Here is a 17,695-nt window from a genome sequence, read left to right as displayed (position 1 = left end):
TGGCTGAGTTTCCCTGTGATCGTCAGACCGCCTGCCACATCCTCCATGCCGTGCTTGTTCTCGGATGGAGCCAGGGCAAGGCTTCCCACTACTTCTGCGTGAACGGCGGCACGGTGTCCAAGATCGTGCGCGGCCTCTCCCACTACGGAGCCGTGCCGGTGCCGTTTCTGTCCGAGGCCGCACCCGTCCCCGCATAGGCAATACCGGCCGGCTCATCCATGAGGGTGATGCCGGCCTCCTCAAAAGCACGTCTCATCGCCGACAGGTTGTTGGCGATGGGCGTGCGTATGCCGTTTTCAAATTGCCTGATCGTGCTCAGGCCCACGTTTGATCGCTTGGCCAGCTCTTGCTGCGGCCAATCCAACCATCCTCGTGCGGCGCGGCATTGCTCAGGGCTCATCGTGCAGTGAGAAGTAGCGAGCGCAGGCTTTTGCGTCAAGGGCGATTAAAAACGTTGACGTGCTCGGAATTAGCGCATAGCATCCACCTCAACGCAAAACGTTGAGGCGCTTCCGTGGCCCAGCACTTTCTTCTCAGCAAGGCCGCCCGCTCTCTCAGCCTCGCGAAGGTCGCCCGCATGTCGGACGATGAGGCTTGGGGAACGTTCAAGGCGATCCGCTGGGCCGAGACGGACGGCGAGCCCTTCTGCCCGCGTTGCGGTTGCCTGAAGCACTCCTTCATCGCGACCCGCAAGCTGTTCAAGTGCGCTGGCTGCCGCCATCAGTACAGCGCCACCAGCGGGACCATCTTCGCTAGCCGCAAGCTCCCGATCCGGGACCACCTGCTTGCCATCGCGATCTTCGCCAACGGCGCGAAGGGTCACAGCGCCCTTCAGCTTTCTCGCGATCTCAACTGCCAGTACCGCACCGCCTTCGTGATGGCGCACAAGCTGCGCGAGGCTGTCGCTGCCGAGACGGCGGAGGCGACTGTTTCCGGTACGGTCGAGGTGGATGGCGCCTACTTCGGCGGCCATGTCCGCCCCGAGAACATGAAGGCGGATCGCCGCGACCGCCGGCTTGCAGAGAACCAGACGGGCAAGCGTCGCGTCGTCGTGGTGATCCGCGAGCGGCAGGGGAAGACACTCACCTTCGCCTTCCGCACCGAGGCCGAGTCGGTCGAGACGATTGAGGCTCGCGTCGCCGCCGGCAGCACCGTTCACGCCGATGAGGCGAAGGGCTGGGACCGGCTGCATAAGACTTTCACCACCCACCGCATCAATCATCAGCAGGCGTACAGCGACGGCGGAGCCTGCACCAATCAGGCTGAGAGCTACTTCGCCCGCCTGCGGCGTGCCGAGAAGGGCGTCTATCACCGGATCGCCGGTCCCTACCTCGTTTCCTATGCCCGTGAGATGGCGTGGCGTGAGAACTACCGCCGCGTCAGCAACGGCGATCAGTACGCCATGATTGCCGGCGCCTCCCTCCGTCACCCGCCGTCCGCTGCGTGGAAGGGCTATTGGCAGCGCCACCAGCTTCCGAAGGGAGCCGCCTGATGGCTGTCCCTCAGATCATCAATACCCTCACCACCAAGCGGAACGAGATCGAGGCGCACATTGCCGAGCTACGGCGGCAGCTCGCCCTGGCAGAGCGCGACCTGTCGAGCGTCACGGCCGTGCTCGCGCTCTATGAACTCAGCCCGACCTCACAGACGCGGTTCCCTGCCTACGCACACCTGAACCGCCTGTTCGCCTATGGCGAGATGTTCGGACTGTGTAAGGCGGCGATTGAGGCAGCGGGCAAGCCGCTGACGACCCGCGAGATCGCACTGGCTGTGATCCACGCGAAGGGATGGGATGAGGCAGACAGGATGCTCCGGAAGGCTGTCGCCTACCGGCTGATCCAATCACTTACCCGAGCCGCCACTCAGGGTCGGATCGCTGACGCCGGGCGGCGGAAAAACGTGCGCGTTTGGGCTTTACCACCTTCCAATGGGGTTACTAGTCGGACCAGTAGCTCTTAAAGGCCTTATCGAAAGACGAGTTCAGCTCGTTCAGTTTATTTTTATCCTCTACTGTTGGAACAGCACTATCATCGAACGCGTCCGCCTCTTCTTTGATCCGCTTTCTTTGCTGTTCCTCTCGCGCCCCGGCTTGCCATGCGGTACCCAACTCAAAAAAGCATTTGGGAAGCTTATCTTTATCGTATTTAATTCCATGCAAGCTTATTATAGGGATCTCAACTTCATGTTCTTCCATGAATTTATGCAAATAATTACGCAATTCAATGTGCTTCGCAAAGTCCGTATTTGCCACGGTCCTTTCGAGTTCGTCTAATTCGCGCCGCCGAACCGACCTTTCCGTTTGCACTGTTATTATTGGATAGGGTACGCTGCCGATAACTCCTTTTAGTATCTCCTTGCCTCGATAAGTAAATCTAAAGTCCACTAAATCACGCTCTCTCAAAAGTGTCAAAAGCCACGCAAGATCAACAGAAATCGCTAGTTCATGAACTTGAGCAAATCGCGATATGCGAAAACCAGTGTCAATCTGTTTACCTAGGAAGTCATATTCCCCAGGCAGACGATCTGCTCTCGTTTCCTCAGCCTCGCTCAACTGGCCGCCAACTTTATTAGATGGCTCCATCGTATTGATGCGGCTCGCAGATACAATCGTAACATTTGGCGCAGGGAACGATGCAACCCAAGCAGAACCTTTTACATCAAGCTCCGACTGTTGTTTGTTAATCGCCGCGCCGTAAGTTGAAAGCGCTTTGGTAAATGCCCTCATACAACAAGCAAGATGCTCGAGGCAGACAATTCTGATGCAGAATATTATCTCGTCTCCAACGGTCTTCCAGACCTGCGGGGGCATATCTTTGTAGTCTTTTGCGCCAGCCAATACGGCCGTAAATTCCCCGAAATGTCTGGTTAAAACTTGCGGAAAGACGCGGTAAAAGTTGCGAGTCCTATTCAGCCAAATTGGATAGGGTTCCAAGGGCTCGCGCTCATTGGCGTATTTGGCTTTGAAAGCCGTCGACCCAGTCAAGTCAACAGACAGAAAAAGCCTCACTCGATAGTCGGGGCACGCCTCAATGTCGTTGTCTATCTCTTGGGTATCTAGAGTCGAAGCGACTGTGCTCGTATCTGAGCTGCCTTCACGCTGACCCCGAACATCGCCGCCGTCGTCTCTATTGACCGGTGGTTCTCGCTGTAGGCCGTCCTGAAGTCGCTGGAGGGCATTAAGAATGCTGCGGCGAACCAATTTGCCTCCCATTCTGCCCGTTGTAAGGCTTCGTTACTTTCATCGACCCAGCGAGTTGCAGTCATCACAACATCATTACGCCCGCCCGCGGCGAGCGGATAATGTAAAAATAGGTGACCCAGCTCGTGAGCAATCGTAAACCTATCTCGAACGATAGAAGTTATGCTCGGAAGGTAAATAACGAAATCATTGATAGCACGAACGACGATCGACTCTGGCAGTTTGCCCGCACTAAGATCGGCTGTCTTGTACTCAATGCGGCCGCCCAAGCGGACAACTAGCGGCTCAATGGCGGCGCCGTAGCGAAAGTTCAGGCGTGCGGCAACGCTCTCAGCGAATTCATGTATCCTGGCCTTCAGCAGGCGCGTCGGAACGGGTACGGCAGAGGTCACGGTTCACACGCTAATAGCTAGTAGGCCACCACACTACACGAATGGAACGAATAGGGAACGTGGAATTTTCCCCGCAATTCTTTACAGAGCACACCGCCCCGCCCGTGCAAGTGGGTGCGGCGTGCCATTTCGCACTTAATAACCCCGATCTACGTCAAGCCCTCAACCGCTAGCATCCCTTTCAACGCTTTTGGGTGAGGTTGCTGCATAATACCGCGACTATCCTGCAGCCCGGCTCGACCTGAAATTCATCGTCGAGGCCGACGATTGCGAGACCGCGGCGGCGCTGGCTCGCATTCCCTTCCCGGCCCGCTTCGAGATCGTCACGGCGCCGCCGGGGGCGCCGCGGACCAAGCCGCGCGCCCTCAACGTGGCGCTGCCCCTCGCCCGCGGCAGCCTGCTCGTGGTCTACGACGCCGAGGACGTACCCGAGCCGGGACAACTGCGCGAGGCCGCCGCGCGCTTCGCCCGGGCGCCCGCCGGGGTCGCCGCGCTGCAGGGCCGGCTGCTCATCGACAACCCGGAGGATTCCTGGGCCGCGCGCTGCTTCACCCTGGAATATGCCGGGCTGTTCGGCGTCCTGAACCCGGCGCTTGCCCGCTGGCGCCTGCCCATGCCGCTCGGCGGCACCTCCACGCATATCCGCACCCAGGTGCTGCGCGACCTGCACGGCTGGGACGCCTGGAACGTCACCGAGGATGCCGATCTTGGCATCCGCCTCGCCCTGGCGGGCTACGAGGTCGGCGACCTGCCGAGCGGGACGGTGGAGGAGGCGCCTGTTCTGTGGCGGGCCTGGCTGCGCCAGCGCGTGCGCTGGATCAAGGGCTTCATGCAGACGAGCCTGACCCATGGCCGCCGCCCGATCGCGACGCTCCGCCGGCTCGGCCCCCTGCGCGGCCTGTGCGCGCTCGCCCTTGTGCCCGGCACCGCGCTCTCCGCCCTGCTCTATCCCGCCTACCTCGTCCTCGCGGTGCGCGACTTCCTGCTGAGCCCGGCGCCCCCCGCCCCCACCTTCTGGGCGAACCTGCCGACCGGGCTCGCGATCACCCTGTTCGGCGCCGGTCTCGCCGTCCTCACCCTGCCGGCGGCGCTCGGCTGCGCGCGGCGCGGCTGGCGCGACCTCGCCTGGTTCGTGCCCGCGCTGCCGGTCTATTTCTGCATGGTCAGCGCCGCGGCCTGGCTCGCCCTGATCGAGCTCGTCCGTGCCCCGAACCGCTGGAACAAGACCGAGCACGGGCTGGCCCGCAGCTCGCGCAGCGGGACCCTGCGCATCCGTCCGGCTCGTGCGACATCCGATCGAGCCCTTCGGGATGGCGGATGTCGCCGTCGCTCAGACGCCGCGCGGGCTCTCTGAACCTGCGTCCGATCTGATCGACCGGATGCAGGTTCAGATCCGCTTGGCGAGCTCCGCCGCGGTCTCGTCGGCCGGGCGCTGCAGGTTCAGCGCGCCGATGAAGCGATTCCTGCCATCCATCACGTAGACGAGGGCGGTGTGCTCCATCGTGTAGTCGCCGTCCTTGGCGGGCACCTTGCGGGCATAGGCACGGTAGCCCTTCACCGCCGCGGCGACCTGATCGGGACTGCCGGTCAGGCCGGTGATGCGCGGGTCGAAGCTCGACAGATAGGTCTTCAGATCCTGTGGCCGGTCCCGCTCCGGATCGACGGTGATGAAGGCGACCCGCATGGCCTGGCCCTTGGGGCCGAGGGCCACCAGCACGTCCGAGACCTGCTGCAGGGTCGTCGGGCAGACATCGGGGCAGTGGGTGAAGCCGAAGAAGACCAGATGCGTCGCGCCCGCAAAATCCTTCTCGGTGACCGTCTTGCCGTCCTGGTCCACGAGGCTGAACGGGCCGCCGACGCTGGCGGTGGCCTGAGGCGCGCGCTCGGGCAGGAAGGCGTAGACCGCGGCGCCGGCGAGCCCGACGAGGCCGAGCACGAAGGCGAGGAGCGGGACGAGGGCGCGGCGGATGGTGGGGGACATACGGCCAGGAACTCCACGAGCCCGCCGGAACAGCACGAGCCGGCGCCCGAGGCAAGCCGGCATCGGGTCGCCCGTCATGAGGGCATCCCTGGCTCGCGGCCGAAGGGTTCCCGGTTCACGGCCTCAGGATGAGGTGGCAGGTCGGACGGCCTGCCCAGCTGCGGTCAGACCGCCACCTTCTCCACCGCCTCGGCCGCGAGCGCCGCGGCGCGGGCCTCCGACAGGGCCTCGCCGACCATCAGGATCGCCGGGCCCTCGAGACCGGCAGCCTCGATCTGGTCGGCGAGATCGTCGGCCGTGCCGCGCACGCTCGCCTGGTTCGGGCGGGTGGCGTTGAACACGACGAGGGCCGGGGTCGTGGAGGCGAGCCCCTCGGCGACCGCGCGCTCCAAAAGGGCGCGGAGCGTGCGCTTGGGCATGTAGACGATGGTGGTGACGCTCGGATCGGCGAGCGCCCCCCAGTTGATGTCCTCGGGGAGTTGCCCGCGGCGGTCGTGGCCGGTGACGAATTGCAGGCGGCGGGCCGCGTCGCGGTGGGTGAGCGAGACGCCGAGGGAGGCCGCCGCGCCCTGCGCCGCGCTCACACCCGGCACCACCGTGACGGGGATGCCGGCGGCCCGGCAGGCCTCGATCTCCTCGCCGGCCCGGCCGAAGACCAGGGGGTCGCCGGATTTCAGCCGCACCACCTGCTTGCCGGAGCGGGCGAGCTGCACCATCAGCGCGTTGATGTCGTCCTGGCGGCAGGAGGGCCCGTGGCCGGTCTTTCCGACCAGCATGGTGCGGGCTTCGCGGCGGGCATAGTCGAGGATCGCGGGCGCGACGAGGTCGTCGTAGAGGATCACATCGGCGTTGCGCAGGCTGCGCAGCGCCTTCAGCGTCAGCAGCTCGGCGTCGCCGGGCCCGGCCCCGACGAGGGTCACCGCACCACCCTTCGGCGCGGCCTCGGTGTCGCCGAGGAGCTCGGCGAGGTCGGCCGCGTCGGGCGAGCGATCGGGCTCGGCGAAGGCGCGCTCGGTGAAGCGCTCCCAGAAGAAGCGGCGGTCCGCGAAGCCGTGGAAGCGGGTGGTGACCTGCTCGCGCCAGTCGCGGGCGGCGGCGACCCAGTGGCTGAAGCCACGCGGCAGCATGGCCTCGATGCGGGCGCGCACGGTCTGACCGAAGACCGGGGCGGCGCCCTCGGTCGAGATGCCGACCACCAGGGGCGAGCGGTTGACGATGGCGCCGAACTTCACGTCGCAGAGATGCGGCCGGTCGACCGCGTTGACGATGGCGCCGGCCGCGCGCGCCGCGGCGACGAAGGCGACGCAGTCGGCCTCGTCCTCCATGGCGCCGATGGCGAAGGCCGCGCCGGCGAGGTCGTCCGGCGTCCAGGCGCGGTCGTGGAGCGTGACGCGGCCCGAGACGATCTCGGCCGGCACCGCGCGCAGTTCCTCGCTCGCCTCCGGCGCGTAGACATCGACCTCGGCGCCGGCCGCAGCGAGCAGCTTGACCTTCCAGGGCGCGCCGCCGCCGGAGCCGGCCAGCACGGCGCGCTTGCCGTGGAGCGGCACGAAGACGGGGAGCACCGCCAGCGGCTCCAGGCCGGCCTTGGTCTCGCGGGGTTCACGGGGGCTACGCATGAGGATGGGCTTCGACACGGGAATCCGTCCAAAGTGCGGTCAGGCGGCCGAGCGCGCAAGCGCGTCGGGGAGCAGCTTGCGGATCTCTGGGATGCACGAGCCGCAATTCGTGCCCGCCTTGCAGGCCGCGCCCACCGCCTCGACGCTGTGCGCGCCCGCGGCGATGGCGGCATTGATCACGTCGAGCCCGACGCCGTGGCAGGCGCAGACCACCGGGCCCATGGCCGTCGCGGCGCGGCCCGAGAGCAGCGCCCGGCGCTCGGGCGTCTCCGGCACGTCGAGGGCGAACAGCGCCTTGGCGGCCTCCCAGTCCGGCCGGGCCTCGCCGGGGGCGTAGGCGAGGCAGGCGACGAGGCGGCTGCCGTCATAGACCGCGCAGCGGTAGCGCCCCCGGGCATGGTCGGCATATTCGGCCAGTTCGCAGCCCTGGAACAGGCCGCGCATCAGCATGGCGATCTCGCGCGAGCCGTCCTGTGTGGCGAAGAGGAGGCCCCAGCCGCCGGCCACCGCGGCGCGCGCCCACCACCAATCGGGCGGGCTCGCCACGGGCTCGCGGCTGAGCAGGTAGCCGCGGGCGCGGTAGGCGACCGGCGCCAAAGTGGCCGGCGTCGCCTTCAATTCGGGCTGGCCCGAGACGGGGTCGGGCACGCCGCGCGCGAGGGCTCCGACGCGGGCCTTCGAGGCGGTGGCGTCGCTCCAGTGCATCGGCATGAACAGGGAGCCGGGGGCGACGCCCGCGCTCACCATCACCTCCAGTTCCGCCGAGCCGTGCTCGGTGGAGACGGCGGCGATGGCCCCATCGGTCAGGCCGAAGCGGGCGGCGTCGTCCGGATGCACCTCGACGAAGGGCACGGCGCGGTGGGCCGAGAGGCGCTGGCTTTTGCCCGTGCGCGTCATGGTGTGCCAATGGTCGCGCACGCGGCCGGTATTGAGGACGAGGGGGCGCTCGGCGCTCACGGCCTGAGCGAGCGCGGGGGCCTGCACCGCCACGAAGCGGGCGCGCCCGTCGAAGGTGTAGAAGCGCCCGTCCGCGAAGAGACGCGGCCTGATGCCGCCGCGCTTCGGCAGCGGCCACTGCACGGGCGCGTTGGCCTCGTAGGCCGCATCGCTGAGGTCGGCGAGCCCCCCGAGGTCGAAGTCGCGCGTCCCGTTATTCTCGAAGGCCGACAGGCTCGCGTGCTGGCGGAACACCGCCGCCGTGCTGGTGAAGCCGAAGGCGTGCCCGTGACCGAGGCGCCGGCCGACATCGGCGAGCGCCACCCAGTCCGGCCGTGCCTCGCCGGGCGCCTTGAGGAAGCGGCGCTGGCGCGAGATGCGCCGTTCGGAATTCGTCACCGTCCCGTCCTTCTCGCCCCAGGCGAGGGCCGGCAGCAGCACCGTCCGCCGCCCGGTGGCGCGGGCGGTGTCGGAATCCGCCACGACCTCGGAGACGACGTAGAGGTCGAGCTTCGCGATCGCCGCCTTGATCAGGTCGGCACGCGGCATCGAGACGATGGGGTTGGTGCCCATCACCCAGAGGGCCTTGATCTTGCCCCGCTGGATCGCCTCGAACAGGGCGACCGCCTTCATGCCCTCGCCGGTGATGATGTTGGGCGCGTTCCAGAAGCGGCGGACGCGGTCCACTTCCTCGGGCGCGAAATGCATGTGGGCCGCCAGCATGTTGGCGAGCCCGCCGACCTCGCGCCCGCCCATCGCGTTGGGCTGGCCGGTGAGCGAGAACGGACCCATGCCGGGCCGGCCGATCCGCCCGGTGGCGAGATGGCAGTTGATGATCGCGTTGCCCTTGTCGGTACCCTGCGCCGACTGGTTCACGCCCATCGAGAAGGCGGTGACGACGCGCTCGGTCCGCGCGAACAGGTCGTAGAAGGCGCCGATCTCGGCGTCCGTCAGCCCCGTGAGGCGGGCGACCGCGGCGCGGTCCGGCACGATCAGGCGGGCGCGGGCGAGGGCGGCCTCGAAGCCGGCCGTGGGGTCGGCGGCGAAGCGGGCGGCCAGCATGTTCGTGTCGGCGAGATGCACCAGCAGGCCCGAGAACAGGGCGGTGTCGCTGCCGGGCTTCAGCCCGAGGAAGAGGTCGGCCTCCTCGCCCGTCTGCGTCCTGCGCGGGTCGATCACCACCAGCTTGGTGCCGCGCTTGGCCCGCGCATCGACCATGCGGCGGAACAGGATCGGATGGCACCAGGCGGTGTTCGAGCCGGTGAGCACGATGAGGTCGGCCTCGTCGAGGTCCTCGTAGCAGCCCGGCACCGTGTCCGAGCCGAAGGCCCGGCGATGCGCGGCCACGGCGCTCGACATGCAGAGGCGGGAATTGGTGTCGACATGCGGCGTGCCGATGAAGCCCTTCGCGAGCTTGTTGGCGACGTAGTAATCCTCGGTCAGCAACTGGCCCGACAGATAGAAGGCGATGGCGTCCGGCCCGTGCTGCTCGGCGACCTTGCGCAGGCCCCCCGCCACGGTGCCGAGGGCCGATTCCCAGCTCTGGCGCACCCCGTCGACCTGCGGGTGGAGCAGGCGGTTCTCCAGCGAGAGCGTCTCGCCGAGCGCCGAGCCCTTGGAGCAGAGCCGGCCGAGATTGGCCGGGTGCTCCGGATCGCCCGCGACCGTCGCGCCGCCCTGGCCGTCCGGCGTGGCGAGGACGCCGCAGCCGACCCCGCAATAGGGGCAGGTGGTGCGGACCGTCTGCTCCGGCACGTGCGCGGTCATGGCAGGTTCCTCGCGGATCTCGGTGTCGAGGGTGTTGGCAAGACTCGGGCCGTCCGGCTCTCCCTCCCCCCTCTGCAAGGGAGGGTGGCGCCCGAAGGGCGACGGGAGAGGGGAGCGACGGCGCCGAAAGGGTCTGTGCCCGTCACACCAGCCCAGAGCCCTCGCCTGAAGCGGGGTCCCTTCTCCCGCCTCGCATCTGCGAGGCACCCTCCGCCATCCCAAGTCGGCCTGCCCGACTTGGGCAGCGGGATGCGGAACTCGGGCAGGCCCGAGTTCCTTGGGGGAGGTTCGGCCTGCGCTCAGTACACGTCGGCCTGGTAGCGTCCGGCCTTCTTCAGCGCGGCGAGATAGGCCACCGCCTCGTCCGGGTTCTTGCCGCCATGGGTCGCGGCGACGTCGATGATCGCGCGTTCCACGTCCTTGGCCATGCGCTTGGCATCGCCGCAGACGTAGAAATGGGCGCCGCTTTCGAGCCACTTCCACAACTCGGCGCCGTTCTCGCGCATGCGGTCCTGGACGTAGGTCTTCTCAGCGCCGTCCCGCGACCAGGCGAGCGACAGGCGGGTGAGCACCTTGTCGTCCTTCAGCGCGTTCAGCTCGTCCTTGTAGAAGAAGTCCGAGGCTTGGCGCTGGTGGCCGTAGAACAGCCAGTTGCGGCCCGGAGCCTTCGTGGCGGCGCGCTCCCGCAGGAAGGCCCGGAACGGCGCGATGCCGGTGCCGGGGCCGCACATGATCACGTCCGTCGACAGGTCCTCCGGCAGCGCGAACCCGTGTGCCTTCTGGAGATAGATCTTGACCTTGGTCTGCTCCGGGATCCGCTCGCCGAGATGCGTCGAGGCGACGCCGAGGCGCAGCCGCGAGCGGTGGTTGTAGCGGACCGCGTCGACGGTGAGCGAGACCCGGCCCGCGTCCATCTTGGGCGAGGACGAGATCGAGTAGAGGCGCGGCTGCAGCTCGTCGAGGGCCTCGAGGAAGACCTCGGCGTCGGGGCGCGCGCCCGGAAACTTGTGGAGCGCGCCGAGCACGTCGAGATACTGCGCGTCGCCGTCCGGATCCTCGCCGGCCGAGAGCGCCTGCGCCTTCCGGCGCGCCTCGCCGCTCGTGAGCAGGGAGAGGAGCTGGTAGAGATTGTCCGGCGCGGCACCGAGCGAGTAATCGGCGAGCAGCCTGTCGCGGAGCGAGCGCCCGCCGATCAGCCGCTCGGGCCGGGCGCCGAGCTCGGCGATCACCGCATCGACCAGGGCCGGAGCATTGGCCGGGAACAGGCCCAGCGAATCGCCGACCACGTAATCGATCGGCGTGTCCCGGAGGTCGATCTCGATGTGCCAGGTCTCCTTCTCGCCGCCTGGATCGTTGAGGCGGCGGCGGGAGAGGAAGGTCGCGAAGACCGGGTTCTCGCGGCAATAGCCGAGCGGGCCGAGGGGCACCTCCGTCCTCGGCGCGTCGGCGTCCGCCTTCGCGGGGGCCGCGCCACCGGCAGCGCCGAACTCCTCGTCCAGCTTCTTGAGCATGCGCATGGTTTCCTTGCCGCCGGGCTGGCAAAGGTTCAGGCGCTCCTCGCTCTTCAGGAAGATGGCGTTGGCGTAGTCGGCGCAGTTGTAGCCGCACTGGCCGCAATCCTGCTGGGCCATGGCGGCCATCAGCTTCTGCGCCTCGGACTTGTCCTTGGCGAGGTCCATGCGGTCGTTGAGCGGCATGGACGGGTCGTGCCAGGGCGCGTCGTCGTTGTCGGCGAGCTTCGGGCCGGCCGCGGGCCCCTCGCCCGGCGCCAGCGCGGTCGCGCCCGCGACGGCCGGGCCGAGCAGCGCCGCGAAGTAGCCCGACAGCCAGGCGCGCTGGTCCTCGTTGAAGGGCGCGGTCTCTGGGATCAGGACGAGCGGGGGGGAGACGTGCTGGGTCATGCGGCGGCCTTCAGGGCGGGCTGGTCCTCGGCGGCGTCGCGGAGCGCCTCCGCGCCGGTGCGGCTGGTGAAGGCCTGGAAGCTCTCCTCCGGCCCGGTGCGGCGGGCGAGATAGGCGCGCAGCAGCGCCTCGACCCGGAAGGGTGCGTCCTCGGCCTTCACCGCCTTCCAGATCTCGGTGCCGATCTTCGGGGTCTCGGCGAAGCCGCCGCCGACGACGATGTCGTAGCCCTCGACCGTGTCGCCCTCCTCCGAGACGACGACCTTCGCGCCGATGAGCCCGATGTCGCCGATGTAGTGCTGGGCGCAAGAGTGGTGGCAGCCGGTGAGGTGGACGTTCACCGGCACGTCGAGATCGGTCACGGCCCGCTCGACATGGTCGGCGATGATCATCGCGTGGCCCTTGGTGTCCGAGGCGGCGAACTTGCAGCCGCGGGCGCCAGTGCAGGCGACGAGGCCGGAGCGGATGCCCGCGGCCTTCACGGACAGGCCGAGGGCGAGCACGCGGGCCTCCACCTCGGCGACCTTGGCGTCGGGCACTCCGGAGAAGATGAAGTTCTGCCAGACGGTGAGGCGGATCTGGCCGTCGCCGCACTCGGCCGAGATCTTCGCCAGCGCCCGCATCTGGTCGGTGGTCATCTTGCCGACGGGGAGCACCACGCCGACCCAGTTGAGGCCTTCCTGAACCTGCTTGTGCACGCCGACATGGCTGAACCGGTCGGTGGCTTTGCGCGGCGCGACATGGGCGGGATCGACCCGGTCGAGCTTGCGGCCGAGCTTCTCCTCGACGGCGGCGAGGTACTTGTCGAAGCCCCAGGCGTCGAGGACGTACTTCATCCGGCTCTTGTTGCGGTTGGTCCGGTCGCCGTTCTCGATGAAGACGCGCAGGATCGCGTCGGCGACCGCGTTGCACGCCTCGGGTTTCAGCACCACGCCGGTGTCGCGGGCGAGATCCTTGTGGCCGGAGATGCCGCCGAGCACGAGGCGCATCCAGATGCCCGGCGCCACGGCCGCGCCCTCCAGCACCTCGATCGCCTGGAAGCCGATATCGTTGGTCTCCTCCAGCACCGGCATCACGCCGCCGCCGTCGAAGGCGACGTTGAACTTGCGCGGCAGGCCGTAGAGCGAGCGGTCGTTGAGGATCCAATTGTGCCAGGAGCGGGCGAGCGGGCGCGTGTCGAGCAGTTCCTGCGCGTCGATGCCGGCGGTGGGCGAGCCGGTGACGTTGCGGATGTTGTCGGCGCCCGAGCCGCGCGCGGTGAGGCCGAGATCGGTCAGCCCGTCGAGGAAGGGCTGGCCGTGCTCCGGCGCGATCTCGCGGACCTGGAGGTTCGCCCGCGTGGTCACGTGGCTGTAGCCGCCGCCATGGGCGTCGGCGAGGTCGGCGATGCCGGCGAACTGCCAGTGGTGCAGGATGCCGTTCGGGATGCGCAGGCGGCACATATAGGAGGTCTGGTTCGGGGCGACCCAGAACAGGCCGTGGTAGCGCCAGCGGAAATTGTCCTCGGGCTTCGGCGGCTTGCCGGTGGCGGCCTCAGAGATCAGGCGGTTGTGGCCGTCGAAGGGGTTCTCGGCGCGCTTCCACTTCTCCTGGTCGCAGAGCTTGCCGCCGTTCCTGACGGTCTTGTCCTGCGCCTTGATGTGGATCGCGTCCGGTCCGGTCGGCTCGGACGGGGGCGCGCTCGCTGCCCCGCCGGCCGCGAGGCCGCCGGTCATGCGGACCGCGCTGATGCCGGAGGCGAACCCTTCGAGGTAGCGCTTCTGCTCGGCGTTGAAGTCTTCAGCCATGCCTGCCTCCTTCACGCGGCCAGCGGTCGGGGCGCGGGGCGCCCGAACATGATGTCTTCGATGTGCTCGGCGACCGGCTCGCCGGTGCGGATCAGGCTCTTGCACCAGGCCTGCTCGCCGATATCGCCGACGAAGACCGCGCCGATCAGGCGCCCCTCCGTGACGAGAAGCTTGCGGTAGAGGCCGGCGCCGTGGTCGCGCAGCACGATGGCCTCGGCGTCCTCCGGCGTGTCGACGATCCCGGCGGAGAAGACCGGCAGACCCGAGACCTTGAGGCTGGTGGCGAGCGCCGTCCCCTGGTAGCGCGCCTCCTCGCCGGCGAGGTGCCGGGCCAGGGTATCCGCCTGCTCGTAGGCCGGCTCGACGAGGCCGTAGATCTGGCCGCGGTGCTCGGCGCATTCGCCCAGCGCGAAGATGCGCGGGTCCGAGGTCGCCATGCGGTCGTCCACTACGATGCCGCGGCCGGTCGCGAGGCCGGCGGCCTGGGCCAGTGCCACCGAGGGGCGCACGCCCACCGACATCACCACGAGGTCGGCCGGCAGAACGGTGCCGTCGGCCAGGATCAGGCGCTCGACCTTGTCCGTCCCTTCGACGGCGGCGGTGTCGGCCTTGAGCAGGACCTTGACCCCGCGGGCCTCCATCGCCCGCTTCACCAGGCCCGCGGCCTCGTGGTCGAGCTGGCGCTCCATCAGGCGGTCCATGACGTGTAGCAGCGTGGTGTCGATGCCGAGCCGGGCGAGCCCGACCGCGGCTTCCAGCCCGAGCAGGCCGCCGCCGATGACGACGGCGCGGGCATGCTCCACGGCCGCCTTGCGGATCGCCGCCACGTCGGCGAGGTCGCGGAAGGTGATGACGCCGGCCAAGTCCATGCCCGGCTTGGGCAGCCGGATCGGGGTCGAGCCCACGGCCAGCACCAGCCTGTCGAAGGGCAGGACATGGCTCTCGCCGACGATCGCGAGGCCGCTCGTGCGGTCGATGGCGGTGACCGGCGCGCCGGTGATCAGGCGGATGCCGTGGCTGGCGTACCAGTCGAGGCCGCGGAAGGCGCAGGCTGCCTCGTCGACCTCGCCGCCCAGCAGCGAGGAGAGCAGCACCCGGTTATAGGCGGCCACCGGCTCGGCGCCGATGCAGGTGACGTCGTAGCGGCCGGGCGCGCCTTCGGTCAGCCGTTCCAGGAAGCGCAGCGAGGCCATGCCGTTGCCGACGACCACCAGGCGCTCGCGGGGTATCGATTCGCGGAGCGCCGCTGGGGCGCCCGCCGGATCCATCCGGAGTGTCACCATCTCTCGACGCGTCTCGATCCTCGGAGGAAGGGGTTGGCGGACCCGCCAAACAAAAAAAGCCGCTGAGCCGCTTTCCCGCGCGATGTGGCCGCTCGACTTGGCCGCCTGCGAGGGAACCGGATCAGCAGCCTCGCTGACGGTGCTGCCCGTCGCCGTTGACGGACGCGATCCTCCGAGCAGGTTCCGTGCCAGCCGCGCCGAGTGGCCCGCAAGGCGATGTATCAGCTTGGAAATTGTCGAATCCGCAGGTGAGGTTCGACGCGGCCCTCGCACGCTCGTGCACTGCACAAAGATGAGGCGAATGGGCGGGATTCAGGCAGTGGGCCGGCGCGCTGCAACGGGGCGTCGGCGCTGGGACTGCCGAGGTGGGCGCGCATGCCAGCGAGGGCCGGCGGATGCCGGGCGGCGGCCGCGCGTCTCCGATCCTCTCACGTCAACTGGGTGCGCGAGGAGGCGGTGCCTGGGGCAGAGTGTCAGAGGAGAACGGAAAGTGCCGCGACGATGCCGATCGTGGGGGCGACGCCGACGAGGAGCGCCCAATGCCAGAGATTGGGGGCGGCGAGGCGGCGGTTGTCATTGGCCGCGCGGGGCGGCCGGGCCCGGACCCGGACGTAGCGGGCCAACGCCACCCGTTCGCCGCGGATGGCGGCATTCGGGGCGGTCTCGAGTTTGCGGCATCCGGGCATGACGAGGGATAACGGTGGAACCGCGCGCCCGTTCCGCCGGACTTGCGGAATCCTGCAACCGCTCCGTCAGTCCGTCAGGGGGCCGGCCAGGCCTCCGTGAACAGGTCGTCGCGGTAGAGGGCGAGCGCGTCGGGCAAAGGGTCCGGCCCGGGCGGAATCTGGCCGGCCGCCCGCATCTGCGCCACGAGCCAGCGGACATGCTCCGAACGCGGCGCCAGCGCCGGGGCACCGAGGCGGAGATAGGTGGGTGCGTGGCGCCGCCGGGTGCCGTCGAGGGCGATGTCGCCCTCGAGTGTCCGGGCGATCAGGTCGGCATCGAGGCCGAGATAGGCGCGGCGTGCCAGCCGGTGGGCGAGCTCGTTCCGGTTCCCGGGCTCCGCGCACCACAGGGCCGCGCGCACCACGGCCCGCACCAGGGGCAGGGTCGCCTCGTCGCGGCGGTCGGAGACGGCGAGCACCTTCTCGGGCGAATCGGGCGTCAGTTCGCAGCCGAGCGCCGCGATCCGGCCGATTCCGGCCGCGACCGCGACGCCGTTCCAGGGGGCGCCCGCGCAGAACCCGTCGACCAGTCCCCGCGACAGCGCCTCGACGCTGTGCTGGGGCGGGACCGCCACGAGGCGGATCGCGGCGGGATCGAGGCCGCCGCGCTCGGCGAAGAGCCGAATCTGATAGGTGTGGCTGGAGAAGGGGTGCACGGTGCCGAGCGTCACGCCGCGCCCCGCGGCGAGGCGCGCCCGCACGGCCGCCGCGAAGGCGCGGGCGACGGTGTCGAGGTCGTCCGAATCCGGCGCCATCTCGGCCCAGAGGGCGCCGGTCAGCGTGATCGCGTTGCCGTTGAGGCTCAGCGACAGCGGCACCTTCAGCCGGGCGGGCGGGCCGGACAGGCCGAGCGCGCTCGCGAGCGCCAGCGGCGCCAGCATATGGGCGGCGTCGAGATGGCCGAGGGCGAGCCGGTCGCGCAGGGTGGCCCAGGAGGGCTCGGCCGTCAGGTCGAGGTCGAGTCCCTCGTCGCGGGCGAAGCCCAGCTCGTGCGCGACGATCACCGGGGCGGCGTCGCAGAGGGGTACGTATCCGAGATGCAGCCTCATCGTCCCGTGCCCCTCAGCCCAGCAGGTCCGCGGTGGTGACGATCGCGCGGGCGATGTCGACGATCTTGCGCTTCTCGTTCATGGCCTTGCGACGGAGCTGCTTGTAGGCCTCGTCCTCGGACAGGCCCTTGAGGCTCATCAGGATGCCCTTGGCGCGCTCGATCAGCTTGCGGTCGGCGAGCTCGCCGCGCGCCTCGGACAGCTCGCGCTGCAGGCGGGCGAAGGCGTTGAAGCGCAGGATGGCGATGTCGAGGATCGGCTTGATGCGCTCGGCGCGCAGCCCGTCCACCACGTAGGCCGAGATCCCGGCATCGACGGCCGCCTGCATCATCGCGGCGTCCGAGCGGTCCACGAACATCGCGACCGGGCGCTCCGCGTGGCGGGTGACGGCCGACATCTGCTCCAGGATGTCCCGGCTCGGGCTCTCGAGATGGATCACCACCACGTCCGGCGCGAGGGCGGCCACGCGCTCCTGCAGGTCGGCGGTGTCAGGAATGACCACGACGCGCCCGATCCCGGCCGCGCGCAGTCCCTCCTCGAGGATGGCGGCTCGGGCCCGGCTGGGGTCGATCACGGCGACGGTGAGGCTGGTCTCTGTCATCGGTGCCCGCCTCTGGGCGGTTCTTGTGCATCGGCCCGGGCAAGGCAAGGCCCGTGCCTCGCTATCGGGCCGGAGGATGAAAATCCTTTTACATTCGGGAGAGATGATGGCCCAGCTTCCGCCGCAAAGGCGTCGCCATTCTGATTGTGCGAGACCGCACAGAGGAGTCGGGCCGGATGTCGAGGCGGGATTCCGTTCAGAGCAGCTTCACCGGCGCGCCCGAGGGCCGCCTGTCCCTGCCCTTCCTGCCGACCCTCGTGACCGCCCTGGTGATCGGCGCCGCCTCCATGCTCTGCCGCGAGCCTGCCAAGGCGCCCGTCGCGCCCGCCGCCGAGATCGGGCCGCAGGCCTTCGCGCCGTCCGTCGCGGTCGCGCCGCCGCCGCGGGCCCCCGCCGCCGTGATCTTCGCCGAGCACTATCCCCTCGCCGCGGGCGCCGCGCCGCGCCCGGCCCCC

14 protein-coding genes and 2 pseudogenes are annotated in these 17,695 nt (G+C 68.8%); 4 read left to right on the top strand and 12 right to left on the bottom strand.

What is annotated here, in order from left to right:
• Positions 1-142: 142 nt before the first annotated feature.
• Positions 143-400 carry a helix-turn-helix domain-containing protein gene (locus MET9862_RS14615; RefSeq protein ID WP_142583669.1) on the bottom strand — a complete coding sequence of 86 codons (258 nt, stop codon included), beginning with the start codon at positions 398-400 and terminating at the stop codon, positions 143-145.
• Positions 401-514: 114 nt separating this feature from the next.
• Here MET9862_RS14615 and MET9862_RS14610 point away from each other — a divergent pair, with 114 nt between their 5' ends.
• A complete protein-coding gene (locus tag MET9862_RS14610; protein WP_142583668.1) occupies positions 515-1,492 on the top strand; it encodes an IS1595 family transposase in 978 nt (325 codons plus the stop codon).
• Entirely contained in the window at positions 1,492-1,959 is a 468-nt protein-coding gene (locus tag MET9862_RS14605; RefSeq protein WP_142583667.1) for a hypothetical protein, read from the top strand. Before MET9862_RS14610 ends, MET9862_RS14605 begins: the two co-directional genes overlap by 1 nt.
• Here MET9862_RS14605 and MET9862_RS14600 read toward each other — a convergent pair.
• Entirely contained in the window at positions 1,937-2,932 is a 996-nt protein-coding gene (locus MET9862_RS14600; protein ID WP_142583666.1) for a hypothetical protein, read from the bottom strand. The genes MET9862_RS14605 and MET9862_RS14600 overlap by 23 nt on opposite strands.
• A 122-nt stretch (positions 2,933-3,054) precedes the next feature.
• Entirely contained in the window at positions 3,055-3,591 is a 537-nt protein-coding gene (locus MET9862_RS14595) for an ImmA/IrrE family metallo-endopeptidase (RefSeq protein ID WP_142583665.1), read from the bottom strand.
• 217 nt (positions 3,592-3,808) lie between these two features.
• On the opposite strand from MET9862_RS14595, the pseudogene MET9862_RS14590 reads away from it, so the two are divergent.
• Positions 3,809-4,945, top strand: a pseudogene (locus tag MET9862_RS14590) (glycosyltransferase family 2 protein); the annotation flags it as partial.
• A gap of 33 nt (positions 4,946-4,978) precedes the next feature.
• Here MET9862_RS14590 and MET9862_RS14585 read toward each other — a convergent pair.
• The 9 genes from MET9862_RS14585 to MET9862_RS14545 all read right to left on the bottom strand — a co-directional run bounded on the left by MET9862_RS14585 (position 4,979) and on the right by MET9862_RS14545 (position 17,240).
• On the bottom strand, positions 4,979-5,572 hold the full coding sequence (locus MET9862_RS14585; RefSeq protein ID WP_185156872.1) for an SCO family protein: 594 nt from the start codon (positions 5,570-5,572) through the stop codon (positions 4,979-4,981).
• A 164-nt stretch (positions 5,573-5,736) separates the two neighbouring features.
• Positions 5,737-7,191: a siroheme synthase CysG gene (gene cysG / locus MET9862_RS14580; protein WP_142583663.1), complete on the bottom strand. Its 1,455-nt coding sequence runs from the start codon at positions 7,189-7,191 to the stop codon at positions 5,737-5,739.
• 39 nt (positions 7,192-7,230) lie between these two features.
• A complete protein-coding gene (locus MET9862_RS14575; RefSeq protein WP_142583662.1) occupies positions 7,231-9,894 on the bottom strand; it encodes a nitrate reductase in 2,664 nt (887 codons plus the stop codon).
• Positions 9,895-10,193: 299 nt separating this feature from the next.
• A complete protein-coding gene (locus tag MET9862_RS14570; protein WP_142583661.1) occupies positions 10,194-11,795 on the bottom strand; it encodes a sulfite reductase subunit alpha in 1,602 nt (533 codons plus the stop codon).
• A complete protein-coding gene (locus tag MET9862_RS14565) occupies positions 11,792-13,582 on the bottom strand; it encodes a NirA family protein (RefSeq protein WP_142583660.1) in 1,791 nt (596 codons plus the stop codon). Before MET9862_RS14565 ends, MET9862_RS14570 begins: the two co-directional genes overlap by 4 nt.
• Before the next feature lie 11 nt (positions 13,583-13,593).
• Positions 13,594-14,865: an NAD(P)/FAD-dependent oxidoreductase gene (locus MET9862_RS14560; RefSeq protein ID WP_244612728.1), complete on the bottom strand. Its 1,272-nt coding sequence runs from the start codon at positions 14,863-14,865 to the stop codon at positions 13,594-13,596.
• Positions 14,866-15,338: 473 nt separating this feature from the next.
• Positions 15,339-15,551 (bottom strand): hypothetical protein, encoded by a 213-nt coding sequence (locus MET9862_RS14555; RefSeq protein ID WP_142583659.1) that lies wholly within the window; start codon positions 15,549-15,551, stop codon positions 15,339-15,341.
• Positions 15,552-15,625: 74 nt separating this feature from the next.
• Positions 15,626-16,639, bottom strand: a complete 1,014-nt coding sequence (locus MET9862_RS14550) for a CmpA/NrtA family ABC transporter substrate-binding protein (protein ID WP_142583658.1) — start codon at positions 16,637-16,639, stop codon at positions 15,626-15,628.
• A gap of 13 nt (positions 16,640-16,652) precedes the next feature.
• Complete coding sequence (locus MET9862_RS14545; RefSeq protein WP_142583657.1) at positions 16,653-17,240, bottom strand: ANTAR domain-containing response regulator; 588 nt, start codon at positions 17,238-17,240, stop codon at positions 16,653-16,655.
• A 176-nt stretch (positions 17,241-17,416) separates the two neighbouring features.
• Here MET9862_RS14545 and MET9862_RS14540 point away from each other — a divergent pair.
• Positions 17,417-17,695, top strand: a pseudogene (locus MET9862_RS14540) (hypothetical protein); the annotation flags it as partial.

The organism is Methylobacterium symbioticum, assembly GCF_902141845.1.
In the GTDB taxonomy this organism is placed as follows: Bacteria; Pseudomonadota; Alphaproteobacteria; order Rhizobiales; family Beijerinckiaceae; genus Methylobacterium; species Methylobacterium symbioticum.
This window is presented reverse-complemented; position numbering and strand designations above follow the sequence as displayed.